Consider the following 12,850-nt stretch of genomic DNA (forward strand, 5'->3'; position numbering starts at 1 on the left):
GCGAGTGTATGTACCTCACCGGGGACAAATATTTGTGCGCGCCCTGTGGACATGTGTGTTCATGGCCGATTGGATAGGGGGCGTACCGATATTCGGCTCGAATCGGAAAATGGGGATTTTGATGAGGGTGACGGAGCAGGGGCTGGACGCTCATATAAGTCTGGCCGCCGCGGGCGACATTGTCTCGGCGACATTCGCGGTCTGCGATGCGGAGGGCAGGGCGATCTGGTACGGCCCGTTCATCGACGCCGACGCCGACCATCCGCGCGGCGACCAACTAGCGGCCACGATGGGGGCCGCGGGCCGCGCGATCTGGCTCGCGGGGCGAGCACGCGAGGACACCGGGGTCGAGAAGGTGACGTTGCACCTGGCGGTCAGCGAAGAGGGGCTCGACGCCATCACCCTGGCCTGCACCGCGTCGATGGCCGGGCTCGCACTGGATCTGGTTGTCACCGACGACAATCCGGCACTGGACTGGTGCCAGGCGTTCGGCAGGCTCGACTGGTCGTCGGGGCCGTTGACCGGTCTGGTCGATCCGGAAACGCCACAGACGATTCCGGCACTTCGGGCGATCACCGGCGGCCTCGACCAGCAGACCGAACCACAGGAAAGGCTCGTCATGCACGAACTAGCACTCGATCCCTCGATGGAACTGCGCTCGGCACTGGAAAGTCTGCTGCTGCACGACGCTATCGGCATGGATGCCAAGATGCGCCACGCCATCGCCGCCGTCGTCCACCTCGCCGTCGACACCCCCCATGGCCCGCCCGAGGACGCCGAGGAATTCCTCGGCCGCCTCGACGCCTCCTGGCTGGTCGCGGCCTGGCTCGGCCACGACACCGAACTCTCCCTCATCGCCACCCTCGCCGCCGGCGAGATCCCCGCCCTGTCCTGGTGCGAACTGATGTTCACCACCACGCTGGCACCATGGTCGACCAGTCCGGTCGCGGTCCACGCGCGACGGGTGTTCGGGGCGGTGCAGCGGGGGTCGTTAGGGGCGCTTCGAGCTCAGGTCGGCTGAGTCAGCGCTCGACGACGGTGACGCCGAGCTCGCGTAGGCGGTGCCAGATTTCCGGCGGGAACAAATGCCGGCAGCGCACCGTGTATGCCGACTAGTCGGTCGGTAGCTGTGGATCTATGTCAGCGAAGGAACTCACCCAGCGGTGGGGTGGGCGTGCGGGGTTGGGCTCGTCGGGGCGGTGTACGCCGACGACTTGCCAGCCCGCGGCGACGGCGGCGTCGAGTTCGTCCGGGTGGTCGGAGAGGAACAGAATGTCCTGTGGGGGGACCCCGATGCGGTCGGCGATGGATTCGTAGGAGGCGGGTGCGCGTTTGGGGCCCGCGGTCACCAGGTCGAAGTGGTCGGTGATGAGGCCGGACAGATCGCCCGCGTCGGCGAAGGTGAACCAATCGCGTTGGTTGCGTTCGGATCCCGAGGAGTAGACGAAGAGCTGGCAGCCGCTGGCGTGCCACGCTTTCAAGGCGGGTGCCACATCGCCGAAGAAGCGGCCGCGCAGTGCGCCCGCGCGGAAGCCCTGGGCGCAGATCGCGCCCTGTGCTGTCTTGAGCGGCTCGGCTTTGACGTCGGATTCCAGCCAGCCGCGCAGGATCTCGGCGACGCGGTCGGGCCCCGCATCGGGTTCACCGGCGAGCTCGCGGGTCGCGGTGAGCACCGATTCGGCTGTGCCATCGGTGTTCTCGGACAGCCAGGCGGGCAGGTGAGCGGAGGTGTAGCCGTAGAGGTCGGTGCGGACCGCGTCGGTGGGGCTGGTGGTGCCCTCGATGTCGAGGACGATCGCGCGGGTCACGCGAGCAGTTCGTCGAGCGTCGGGAAGCCCGCGCTGATCTTGTCGCCGGTGAAGTCGCCCACCCAGCCGTCGGCCTCCTCGAAGAAGCGCAGCGCGATGAAGTCGGGGGTGGTGCCCATGTCGAACCAGTGCAGCGTGCCCGCGGGGACCGAGAGCAGGTCGCCCGCTTCGCAGACGGTCGCGAGCACCGCGTCGCCCACGTGCAGGTAGAAGCAGCCACGGCCCGCGGCGAAGAAGCGCACCTCGTCCTCGGCGTGGCGGTGCTCGTCGAGGAACTTCGCGCGCGCACCGGCGGCCGTGGCAGGCCACTCCGGGTTGTCGGCGTCCGGGTGGATGCGGGCGACATCGATGTGCTGGTAGCGGCCCGAGGCGTTGAGTTCGGCGATCTGCGGGCCGTAGTGGGCGAGCAGGGTGTCGGAGTCCGTGGCGGCGGCGTCGGCGAGCACCTCCCAGTGCGAGTACGCGATGCCGTGCTGAGCCAGCTCGGCGCCGATCTCGGTGGGGTCGGTGGTGCGCACCCGGACGTCGGCGGCGTTGTCGGCGGCCATCACTTGCAGCAGGGTCATGTCGGTCCGATCTCGAGGGGCGTGGCGTCGGTTCGTCCGGTGCGGGCGATCAACTCGCACAGGGCTTCCAGGCATTCGGCGCGATCGCGCGCCTGGGCAAGAGTGTCACCCCAGGTGGTGATCCCGTGCCCGGTGATGAACAGAATCGGTGGCGCAGAGGGGTTTTCGCGGAGGTGGAGCTCGATGTCGGCGCCGATCCGTGCTACATCGGGCCAGTTCGCGAACACCGGGACCACCACAGTCGACGGGTCCGCGAGGCCGAACCCCTTGAGCAGCTCGAAACCGCTGATCCGCAACGGGGTCACCGTCTCGCCGGGTCGCGCGGCAGTGGTTGCCAGCGCGGTGGCGAAAGGGGAATGCACGTGCACGACCGCGCCTGCGGGGCGGGTGCGGTACACGGCGGTGTGAATGCTGGTCTCCGCGGACGGTTTCCGGCTCTGGCCCGAATGCGCGGTGGTGTCCGAGATCCCGACGAGCACGCAATCGTCGGCGCTCAGTTCACCTTTGGACAATCCGCTGGCGGTGATGAGCAACGCGGGCCATGTGCCGAGGCTGTCGAGGGCAGCGCCGGCCGTCACGGTCCCCGATGGTGACGCGGGCGCCTCGATCCGCACCGAGATGTTGCCGGCCGTACCCGGCATCCACCCCCGGCCATAGAGCTGACGCGCGGTGCCGGCGATCGCCCGGCCTTGTTCGGCGAAAGCCACGGTGCTCCCGCCGTCCGGCGGATCGTCGCGTCCGGCGATCCGCGATCCGCTGCCGGGTCCGTCCGTGGCGGTCGCCCGGCCCTGCGCATCGAAGGAATCCGAATTGCGGTAGACCACACCGTTTTCCGTGACCACGGCGGTGACGAGGTCAGTGGGTGTCACATCGAAGGCGGGGTTGAATACCGCGGTGTCCGTCGGTGCGGTGGCGACGCCACCGAATCCGGTGACCTCGGCCGCGGCCCGCTGTTCCACCACGATCTGCGCGCCGGTCGCCATCGCGGTGTCGCGGGTGGACTCCGGCGCGACCACGATGAACGGAATGCCGTGGTGGCGGGCGGCCAGCGCCAGAGTGAAGGTGCCGATCTTGTTGGCGACGTCGCCGTTGGCGGTGATCCGGTCCGCGCCGACCAGCACGGCGTCGACCTGACCGGTCGCCATCGCCCAGGCGGCGGCGGAGTCGATGGTCAGGCGATGTGGAATGCCCGCCTCGGCCAGTTCCCACGCGGTGAGCCGCGCGCCTTGCAGCAGCGGGCGGGTCTCGTCGACGATCACGTCCGCGACGGCGCCGCGCTCGTGCAGCACCCGCAAGGCGCCGATCGCGGTCCCCACCGCGCTGGTGGCCAGGCGCCCGGTATTGCAGTGGGTGAGCAAGCGCAGCGGCTGCCCACCGCACAGGCGTTGCACCAGATCGGCGGCGTGGGTGGCGGCGGCCAGGTTGACCCGCCCGTCCTCGGCGAGCATGTCGAGAGTCTCGGCCAGCACCGCGTCGGCGCCCTCGGCGATCCGGGCTCGCACCCGGTCGACCGCCCATGCCAGGTTGACAGCGGTCGGCCGGGCCGCGGCGATCCGATCGGCCTCGGCCTGCACAGCCGCCACGTCGACCACGTCACCGGCGCGACCACCTGCCTCGCCGGGCGAGTGACTCGGCGAGTCCACCGAGCCGCCGTGAGTGTGCGCCCTGGTGGCGATGACCACGCCGAACGCGCCCGCGATCCCGATCGCCGGAGCGCCGCGAATGGCGAGGGTGGTGATCGCCTCGATGATCTCGTCGACGGTGCGCAGGCGCAGTTGCCGCACCTCGTGCGGCAGTCCGCGCTGGTCGACGGTGACGAGCGCACCGTCGTCCCAGATCAGGGAACTGTCGTCCATCTCCGGCGTCCTGTCTGCGTGGCGATTCTGGCTGATAAACGGTATCCGACCTGGTCGCGACTCGATCCTCGGGGCCCGCGCGCAGCGGTGCCCGTCGAATGGGCGGCGGTCCGTTACTCCGCGGCGTACTCGGCCTCGCGCTCCACCGCGTCGATCGTGCGCTGCGGGACCTGCACGGGGCCGGGCGTGTAGGTGATCGCGCGCAGGCTCCCGGTATAGCGGAACGGTCCGCGGCGCTCGCGCAGATCCCACGAGACCGGACCGCGCGCGTCGACGCCGACGGAGATCCCGGTCCACGGTGCCATGCCGACCAGTTGCACCTGATCGGTGAGTTCCGCGAGCGGCGTGCCGTCGACCTGGATGGTGAAGTCCCAGCGCAGACGCGGCTCGATGGTGGCTCGTACGGTGATCTCGCGAGTCCCGATGGGTAGCGGCACGCCCACCGACGCGTACCGCCCATAGCTGTTCACGCCGAGCACTACTTCGCCGTCCTCGATGTAGAGCAGGTACCCGCCGAGCGGGTCACCGTGCGCCACGAGCACGCCCTCGTCACCGATCCGGAATCCGGCCACCTCGGCCCGCTCCGCGACATCGGGCGCCGCGTCCGAAGCCCGCGATGTCGTGGGCGCCGTCGCGGCGGCGGGCGGTCGGGCCCCCGTCAGGTCGGCGGTGATGGTGAAGTCGCGGTAGGCGATGAGGCGCTGGGAGCGGTAGCGCTCGAGGGTGGGGGTGCCAGGGAGGAGGCGGACCGGCGCGGCGAATCGGGCTTCCTCGGGGCGGCGGCGGAACAGGTCGGCGCGCGTCAGCAGTGGAAAGACTGTGTTGGCCCAGGCCGACTCGTCCCATGCGGTGGCGAGTTCGGCGGCCTTGTCCGGGTACTTTGCCGAAAGATCGTGCAGCTCTGTGGGATCGGCGCGCACGTCGAACAGTTGCCAGTTCGGCGCGTCGATGTCGGCGTCGGCCTCGTGCAGCGACAGCAGCTTCCAGCCGTCGCGATAGAAGCCACGATGACCGGTCATCTCCGAGTACTGCTCGGTGTGGCGCGCCGGGGCTGCCGGATCGCGCAGCAGCTCGGCCGCGGAGATTCCGTCGAAGTCCTTGGCGGGCAGCCCGTTACGCACAGTAGGGCGGTCCAGGCCCGCCAGGTCGAGCAGGGTCGGCGCGAGATCGGTGACGTAGGCGTATTCGTGGCGGATACCGGAATCGGTGCCGGTGCGCGGCAACCCCTTCGGCCACGACACCACCAGTGGCACTCGCACGCCACCGGCGAAGGTCTGGCCCTTGTAGAACCGGAACGGCGTGTTGGACGCCTGACCCCAGCCGCGCGGGTAGTGCACGCCCAGCTTCGCGGTGCCGATCAGGTCCTCGTCGTGCGGGACATCGCCCACCCAGTCGGGATCGTCGACGTGGGCGAACTCGGCGAAATAGGAGCGCGTGCCCTCCGGTCCGCCCTCGGCGGTGCCGCCGTTGTCGGAGGTGAACACGATGATGGTGTTGTCCAGTTCGCCGAGATCGTCGAGCAGGTCGACGATCCGACCCAGGCTCTGGTCGATGCTGTCGACCATGCCCGCGTACACCTCCATGTACTTGGCGTAGCGCCGCTGCTCGTCGGCCGACAGCGAATCCCACTCCGCCGCTTCGTAACCCGGCTCGGTGTTGCGCGGCTTCTGCTCGGTGCCCGGCGGGAACAAGCCCTGGGCCAGCTGTTCGGCGAAGCGTCGCCTGCGCAGTTCGTCCCAGCCCTGGTCGTAGCGACCCCGATACTTGGCCTGATCCTCGGCCTTGGCCTGCAACGGCCCGTGCATCGCCACGTGCGCGAAGTACAGAAAGAACGGTTTCTCCGCATCGTGCGCGCGCAGATCCTTGATGTAGGACAGCGCCTTGTCGGTGAGATCGTCGGTGAGGTAATAACCCTCCGGGTACTCCTCCACGTCGACCACCGAGCTGTCCGAGACCAGCTGGTTGGGATAGTAGAAGGAGTTCAGACCCTCCAAAGACCCGTAGTAGCGGTCGAATCCGCGCTGGGTCGGCCAGGAGTCCCGATGCGCCGACGGGTTCATCGTGGCGTCGCGCACCAGATGCCATTTGCCCACCGCGTAGGTGGCGTAGCCGTTGCCGCGCAGGATCTCCGGGAGTGTGAGCACATCGTCGGCCAGTTCCAGGCGCAGGCCGGGGTAGCCGGGGTCGGCGTTGGCCACGAAGCCGAAACCCGCTCGGTGGCTGTTGATTCCGGTCAGCAGCGCCGCGCGTGAGGGCGAGCACAGTGGCGTGGTGTGGTAGTTCGAGAGTCGAACACCCCGGGCCGCGAGCCGGTCCAGGGTCGGCGTCTCGATCTCGGAACCGAACGGGCCGATATCGCTGTAACCCATGTCGTCCACGAGCACGACGATGATGTTCGGCGCGCCGGCGGGCGCGGTGGGGGGATACGTCCAATCGGGGGTCGACTCCGCGGACGTGCGACCGGCCGAGCCGCCGAAGGATGCGTAACCGCGAGCATGGGGTGGAACAGGCATTCTGGCAGTAAAGGCGACGTATCCGCTGGTCACCAGGGTTATGTGCAGTGTGCGTGGAATCGGTGACCGGTCCGCCGCAACTTGTTAGCGTCACTGCCGTGCCCACGAATCAGCCACCCTGCTGCTGTTCGTGTCGCGTCCTGCGCGGCTGACGAACGCCCACGACGTTCGCGGCCGATCCGATGTGTTCCCTTTCCCGCGGTGCGCTGTGCACCCTCCTCGGCCCGCCGCGCGGGTCGATGCGTCTTCGAGGATCTTCACGATGAGTTCAACGCCCAGTGGCTTCGGCCGCCGAAACTTTCTGCGCACCAGCGGCATCGCCGCCGCGGCCATCTTCGGCGGTGCCGCGCTGGCGGCCTGCACCTCGGCGGTCTCGGAACAGAAAGCGGGCGGGGACGGCGCGACACCGGTGCGTGGCGGCACCCTGAAGGTCGGCATCCGTGAGGACCTGGTGCCGGCGAACCTGCTCACCAACACCGCCGCGACCCCGGTCGTGATCGGCCTGGTGTACGAGTCGCTGATCCGCTACCCGAACGACAAGCTGGAACCGCAACCATTACTGGCCACGTCGTGGCAGCTCGCCGCCGACGGCCGTTCGCTGAGCCTGGACCTGCGCGACGACGTGAAGTTCCATTCCGGGCGTCCCTTCACCGCCAAGGACGTGGAGTTCTCGCTGCGCACCTACGCCGACGCCAAATGGTCGGCGCAGCTGCGTAGTTCGGCCGCCGCCGTCACCGGGTTCGACATCGTCTCGCCGACGCGGATCGTGTTGCAGCTCGCCCATCCACTGAGCAACATCTACGACCTGCTCGACACCGTGCCGATCCTGGACAGCGAAACCGCCGACAAGCTCGGCACCGGCGACACCTATATCGGCACCGGTCCCTTCAAATATGTCCAGCGCGTGCCGAACTCGCAGTTGATCTTCGAGAAGAACCCGAACTACTGGGTGCCCGAGCGCCCGTACCTCGACCGGGTCGAGGTCTCGATCATCCCCGACCCGAACGCGCTGCTGAACGCGTTGAAGTCCGGTCAGATCGCCGCGGCGCGCGAACTCGGCTACCGCGATGCCGAAAACCTGGGCAAGAGCGGCGGATTCACGGTGCACGACCTCGAAGGCGCCGAGCTGCAAGCCTATGTCGGCGTCAATGTGACCGAACCCGCGCTGGCCGATGTCCGGGTGCGCCAGGCCATCGCCTACTCCCTCGACCGCGAACGGATCATCAACGAGGTGTTCCGGGGCGCGGGATATCCGCTGAACGTGCCGTGGCCCAAGAACTCGCCCGCCTTCGACGAATCCCGCAACACCAAGTACAACCGTGACATCGGCAAGGCCAAACAGCTCCTCGACCAGTCGGCGAGGCCGCCGAAGCTGCCGCTGACCTTCGCCCCCGGTTACGGCGAGGTCGCTCAAATCGTGCAGGCCAACCTCGCCGACGTGGGCATCGAGGTCGACCTCGACCCGGTCGACGCCGCCACCTTCGTCAAGCAGCTCACCGGCCAGCAGTTCCGTGGTCTGTGGGTCACCGACCATTCGTGGGCCCAGTTCGTTCCGTCGACTCTCACGGTGAGCGCCTACCCGTTCAACGCCCGCCGCAATGCCTCACGCTACGAATCGCCCGCCTACACCGCGGCCGCCGACACCGCCTGGCAGCTGGCACAGGGCACCGGGCCCGAAGCGGTCCGCGCCTACCAGGCCGTCACCGACCAGCTGCTCGAAGGGCTGTTCCTGATCGAGATCGGCGTGCGTTTCCAGCAGTACTCCACCGTCAACAAGGTGCACGGGTTCGCCTGGACCAAGCGGCGCGAGCCCGTCCTCACCGACACCTTCCTGTCATGACGCGCTACCTGCTGCACCGGCTCCCCTCGGCGCTGCTGGTGCTGTTCGGGGCCTCGGTGCTGATCTTCCTGCTGCTGCGGCTGGTTCCGGGTGACCCCGCCACCATCCTGGCGGGCAACGACGCGACACCGCAGACCATCGAGGTGATCCGCCACCAGCTCGGCCTCGACCGATCGATCCCGGTGCAGTATCTGCAGTGGCTCGGCGACGTGTTCACCCTCGATCTCGGTCGCTCCTACATCATCGGCGGCGAGATCACCGACCTGGTCGGCCGCGGGCTCACCAACACGCTGGTGCTCACGGTGACCGCACTGCTGCTGGCCGTGCTGGTGAGTCTGGTCGTGTCGGTGGCGTCGGTGCTGTGGCCGAGCCGCTGGCTCAATACTGTTGTCGCCGCGGCCAATACGATCGCGGTGGCGCTGCCGACGTTCGTGGTGGGGCCGCTGCTGGTGCTGGTGTTCGCCGTCGCGATTCCGGTGTTGCCCGCCGGCGGGGTGCCACCGGACGGCTTCATCGCCCGGCCCGATATCGCCGTGCAGTACCTGCTGCTACCCGCGATCTGCCTGGCGTTGCCGGTCTCGGCGGCGCTCACCCGCTTCCTCACCGAAGCGCTGCGCACCGAACTCGCGAAACAGTATGTGCTGACGGCACGTTCACTCGGGGTCGGATATCGCGAGATCGTCACCCGTGGCGCACTGCGCAACGCGCTGCCGACCATGCTCACCGTGCTCGGCATCCAGACCGGGCAGCTGCTCGGCGGTGCGGTGCTGGTGGAGGCGGCCTTCGTGTGGCCGGGGATCGGGCAGCTCATCGAGCAGGGGATCAGTCGTCGCGACTATCCGCTCGTGCAGGTGCTGTTGCTGCTGTCGGTGGCGGTGTTCGTGGTGATCCAGCTGATCACCGATGTCGCGCACGCGTGGCTGGACCCGCGGATTCGCATCGGAGGACGCTCGTGACCGTCACCAAAACCACTGTGACTGTGGACGAATCACCACGGCACGAGGGACCCTTGCGCGCGCTGCGCCGTGGGCAGGGACTGGCCGGGGTACTGCTGGTCGCCGTGGTGGCACTGGCCGGGGTGTTCGCCGGGCTGCTCAGCTCCTACGATCCACTCACCCAGATCCCCGGCGCCAACCTGCTCGGCCCCAGCGCGCAGCACTGGCTCGGCACCGACCACCTCAACCGTGACGTGGCCGCCAGGGTGCTGGCCGGTATCCGGATCGACCTGCTGATCGCGCTGCTCGCCGTGCCGATCGGCGCCCTGGTCGGTGCGCTGGTCGGGCTGGCCGCCACCGTCCACCCGATCGCGGACGTGACCGTCCAGCGGGTGTTCGATCTGATCCTGGCCTTCCCCACCCTGATCTTGGGGATCACGCTCGCCGCGATCACCGGGCCCGGCTGGCACGCGGTGGTCATCGTGATCATCGCCGCCGAGATCCCGATCTTCGGCAGGCAGATCCGCACGGCGGTACTGGCCGTGCGCGAACAACCGTTCGTGGAAGCCTCGGAGGTGATCGGCGCCGACACCTGGTGGACCCTGCGAAAGCATGTGCTGCCCAATGTGATCGAACCGCTCGGCGTCCAGTTCGCGCTGTCGCTGTCGGTGGCGGTGTTCATCGAAGGCGCGATGAGTTTCATCGGGATCGGTGTGCTGCCGCCGCAGCCGTCGCTGGGTTCGCTGATCGCAGGCTCGATCGCCAACCTCGACGCCAACCCGTGGATCGCGATCGGACCGCTGATCGTGGTGGCCGCGTTGACCCTGGGATTCCTGTTGATCGCCCAAGCATTGGGCCGGGCAAGGAGATTGGCATGAGCACACCATCCGACCAGCTCGACCCCGTGCTCGACATCGACGAGTTGACGGTGAGTTTCGGCGACCGGACAGTTGTCGACCGGGTGAGCTTGCGGGTTCGCCGGGGTGAAGTCGTCGCCCTCGTCGGGGAGTCCGGCTCGGGCAAGTCGCTCACCGCGCGTTCGGTGCTCGGGCTGCTGCCGGAGACCGCGCGCGCAGGCGGGTCGATCCGGCTCGCGGGCACACAGGTCGTCGGGGCCGCCGAATCGGTGTTGCGGGACCTGCGGGGAACCAAGGCCGCCATGGTCTTTCAGGAACCGCAGACCGCGCTGAACCCGGTGCAGAAGATCGGCACCCAGATCGCGCAGGCGCTGCGCGCGCACGGCGTGACCGACAAGGTCGCCGCGCGAACCCGCGCGATCGAACTGCTGACGGCCGTGGACATTCCGGAGCCGGACAAGCGCCTCGACTGGTACCCGCATCAGCTCTCCGGCGGGCAGAAACAGCGCGTGGTCATCGCGCTCGCCCTGTCCGGGGAGCCCGCACTGCTCATCGCCGACGAACCGACCACCGCACTCGATGTCACCGTGCAGGCCGAGATCCTCGCACTGCTGCGCACCCTGCAACGTCAGCGCGGGACGGCGATCCTGTTCATCACCCACAACCTCGGAGTCGTCGCGGAGATCGCCGACCGGGTCGTGGTGATGCGCGAGGGGCGGGTGGTCGAAGAGCAGACGGTGTTCGGGTTGTTCGCCGAACCGGGCGAGGACTACACGCGGACGCTGCTGGCGGCGGTGCCGCGGTTGCCCGCGGTGTCGTCGCGGGAGGGAGATCCGGAACCTGCAGCCGATGCGGATGGTGAGAATCGGGTTGCCGCAGGGAATGCTGAGGTCAGCGATGCCGATGCCGATGCCGATGCCGATGCCGGTGCCGGTGCCGGTGCCGGTGCGACGGGTGACGGTCGGTCGACGGTTCGGCGTGCGGCCGCGGACAACGGCGAAGCTGGTGAGGTTGCCGATGTGGTCGACGCGTCCGATCGCGTCGACCCCGAGACGGAGGCTCTCGCGGACGAACCGGATGACAACGCCACGGCAGAACCGTCGGAACGCGGTGTTCGCCGGATCCTGCGGCGGGTCGTCGTGCGTGGGCCTGCCGTCGTCGCGGAAAAGGGTGGCGGGCGAGGGGAATCCGAATACCGCGACGTGCTCCGGGTCGACGACCTGTCGGTGGTGTACCCGGGCCGCCACGGCGGTGCGTCTTTCCCCGCGCTACAGGATATTTCGATCACTCTCGGGCCCCGTGAAGTCCTCGGACTGGTCGGTGAGTCCGGGTCGGGCAAGAGCACGCTGGGCCGCACTGCGCTCGGGCTCGTCCCTGCGACCTCGGGACGGGTTGAGCTGCAGGGTGTTCCGTTGGCCGGATTGTCGCGGCGCGAACTGCGTGGACTGCGCAAGCATGTCGCGCTGGTGCATCAGGATGTGAGTGCCTCCCTCGATCCGCGACGCACTGTCGCCGACTCGATCGGCGAACCGTTGCAGGTGCATCGGGCGGCATCGGGGACTCTGTTGCAGGCCAAGGTCGAGAACCTGCTCGAATCGGTGCGACTACCGAGGGATTACGCGCAGCGCAGGCCGGGGGAGTTGTCCGGCGGGCAGCGTCAGCGGGTGGCGCTGGCTCGCGCGCTGGCCTTGGCGCCGCGCCTGCTGGTGGCCGATGAGCCGACCAGCGCGCTCGATGTGTCGGTGCAGGCGCAGGTGCTCGACCTCTTCGCCGACCTCCGTGCCGAGTACGGCTTCGCCAGCTTGTTCATCAGTCACGATCTGGCCGTGGTGCACCAGGTCGCCGACCGGGTTGTGGTGCTGCGGCAGGGCCGGATCGTCGAAACCGGCGAGGCGCGCGCGGTATTCGCCGCACCGGCTCAGGAGTACACCCGCCGCCTGGTCGACGCGGTACCCGTTCCCGATCCGTCGACGGCTCGGCGTGGGCGGGACGGATCCGGGGCAGGCGCGCTACTGAGCATCGGGGCATGACGTGGACGAGCCGCCGGTAGCGATACCAGCGGCTCGTCGACTCACGTATTTCAGTGATGGCCGGGGCGGCGCTGTTCACGCCGATCGTCCTGGCCTGCTCGCGTCATCCCTTGCGAGTCCTGCCCCTGCTCCTGCCGCTGCTCCTGCTGCTGGCGCGGCATCTGCTTGGGCATTTTCTTCGGTGCTTTTTTAGACTTGTCAGCCATCTCCACACGGTCCTTTCCGAGGGATAAGTGATTAAGCCTTCAACGCACTGTCCGACGCAATCCACCTCGCGTGCGGGGCGTCCCACGCCTGACCCGTCCAACAATAAGCACCATTACGGCGCGAGGATAGACCTGCGGCAAAAATAGGTTTCTGACCTGTGTGAATTCGGCGTGTCAAGCATGTGCGGGCGTGCTCCGGCCAATTAATCCGGACTTCGCCGTTCTGTGACAATGCGAGA

At 68.3% G+C, this 12,850-nt stretch carries 10 protein-coding genes; 5 read left to right on the forward strand and 5 right to left on the reverse strand.

Going from position 1 to position 12,850, the window contains the following annotated elements:
* The first annotated feature begins 121 nt into the window (after positions 1 to 121).
* Positions 122 to 1,021 (forward strand): hypothetical protein, encoded by a 900-nt coding sequence (locus tag ACFVVI_RS24655; protein ID WP_387447071.1) that lies wholly within the window; start codon positions 122 to 124, stop codon positions 1,019 to 1,021.
* Positions 1,022 to 1,112: 91 nt separating this feature from the next.
* Here ACFVVI_RS24655 and mtnC read toward each other — a convergent pair whose 3' ends face one another.
* From mtnC to ACFVVI_RS24675, 4 genes are all read right to left on the reverse strand, one after another.
* A complete protein-coding gene (gene mtnC, locus ACFVVI_RS24660; RefSeq protein ID WP_387447072.1) occupies positions 1,113 to 1,808 on the reverse strand; it encodes an acireductone synthase in 696 nt (231 codons plus the stop codon).
* Positions 1,805 to 2,374, reverse strand: a complete 570-nt coding sequence (locus ACFVVI_RS24665) for an acireductone dioxygenase (RefSeq protein WP_387447073.1) — start codon at positions 2,372 to 2,374, stop codon at positions 1,805 to 1,807. Before ACFVVI_RS24665 ends, mtnC begins: the two co-directional genes overlap by 4 nt.
* Positions 2,371 to 4,230, reverse strand: a complete 1,860-nt coding sequence (mtnA, locus tag ACFVVI_RS24670; RefSeq protein WP_387447074.1) for an S-methyl-5-thioribose-1-phosphate isomerase — start codon at positions 4,228 to 4,230, stop codon at positions 2,371 to 2,373. The genes ACFVVI_RS24665 and mtnA overlap by 4 nt, the downstream gene beginning before the upstream one ends.
* Before the next feature lie 113 nt (positions 4,231 to 4,343).
* Positions 4,344 to 6,743, reverse strand: a complete 2,400-nt coding sequence (locus ACFVVI_RS24675) for an arylsulfatase (protein WP_387447075.1) — start codon at positions 6,741 to 6,743, stop codon at positions 4,344 to 4,346.
* A 262-nt stretch (positions 6,744 to 7,005) separates the two neighbouring features.
* Here ACFVVI_RS24675 and ACFVVI_RS24680 point away from each other — a divergent pair, with 262 nt between their 5' ends.
* Genes ACFVVI_RS24680 through ACFVVI_RS24695 form a run of 4 tightly spaced genes read left to right on the forward strand, consistent with a single transcriptional unit; the run spans position 7,006 to position 12,405 of the window.
* On the forward strand, positions 7,006 to 8,583 hold the full coding sequence (locus ACFVVI_RS24680) for an ABC transporter substrate-binding protein (protein WP_387447077.1): 1,578 nt from the start codon (positions 7,006 to 7,008) through the stop codon (positions 8,581 to 8,583).
* A complete protein-coding gene (locus ACFVVI_RS24685; RefSeq protein WP_378991318.1) occupies positions 8,580 to 9,539 on the forward strand; it encodes an ABC transporter permease in 960 nt (319 codons plus the stop codon). Before ACFVVI_RS24680 ends, ACFVVI_RS24685 begins: the two co-directional genes overlap by 4 nt.
* Complete coding sequence (locus ACFVVI_RS24690) at positions 9,536 to 10,396, forward strand: ABC transporter permease (RefSeq protein WP_387447078.1); 861 nt, start codon at positions 9,536 to 9,538, stop codon at positions 10,394 to 10,396. The genes ACFVVI_RS24685 and ACFVVI_RS24690 overlap by 4 nt, the downstream gene beginning before the upstream one ends.
* Complete coding sequence (locus ACFVVI_RS24695; protein WP_387447080.1) at positions 10,393 to 12,405, forward strand: dipeptide ABC transporter ATP-binding protein; 2,013 nt, start codon at positions 10,393 to 10,395, stop codon at positions 12,403 to 12,405. The genes ACFVVI_RS24690 and ACFVVI_RS24695 overlap by 4 nt, the downstream gene beginning before the upstream one ends.
* 50 nt (positions 12,406 to 12,455) lie before the next feature.
* Here ACFVVI_RS24695 and ACFVVI_RS24700 read toward each other — a convergent pair whose 3' ends face one another.
* The gene (locus ACFVVI_RS24700) at positions 12,456 to 12,611 is read right to left on the reverse strand and encodes a hypothetical protein (protein WP_156677410.1); all 156 of its coding nucleotides are present in this window, start codon (positions 12,609 to 12,611) and stop codon (positions 12,456 to 12,458) included.
* Positions 12,612 to 12,850: the final 239 nt, after the last annotated feature.

It is taken from the genome of Nocardia sp. NPDC058114 (assembly GCF_042884695.1).
GTDB lineage: Bacteria > Actinomycetota > Actinomycetes > Mycobacteriales > Mycobacteriaceae > Nocardia.

Coding starts and splice junctions, on each gene's coding strand:
- ACFVVI_RS24675 (WP_387447075.1), bottom strand. CDS start 6,743: ATGCCTGTTCCACCCCATGCTCGCGGTTACGCATCCTTCGGCGGCTCG.
- ACFVVI_RS24680 (WP_387447077.1), top strand. CDS start 7,006: ATGAGTTCAACGCCCAGTGGCTTCGGCCGCCGAAACTTTCTGCGCACC.
- mtnA (WP_387447074.1), bottom strand. CDS start 4,230: ATGGACGACAGTTCCCTGATCTGGGACGACGGTGCGCTCGTCACCGTC.
- ACFVVI_RS24700 (WP_156677410.1), bottom strand. CDS start 12,611: ATGGCTGACAAGTCTAAAAAAGCACCGAAGAAAATGCCCAAGCAGATG.
- ACFVVI_RS24655 (WP_387447071.1), top strand. CDS start 122: ATGAGGGTGACGGAGCAGGGGCTGGACGCTCATATAAGTCTGGCCGCC.
- ACFVVI_RS24665 (WP_387447073.1), bottom strand. CDS start 2,374: ATGACCCTGCTGCAAGTGATGGCCGCCGACAACGCCGCCGACGTCCGG.
- ACFVVI_RS24685 (WP_378991318.1), top strand. CDS start 8,580: ATGACGCGCTACCTGCTGCACCGGCTCCCCTCGGCGCTGCTGGTGCTG.
- ACFVVI_RS24695 (WP_387447080.1), top strand. CDS start 10,393: ATGAGCACACCATCCGACCAGCTCGACCCCGTGCTCGACATCGACGAG.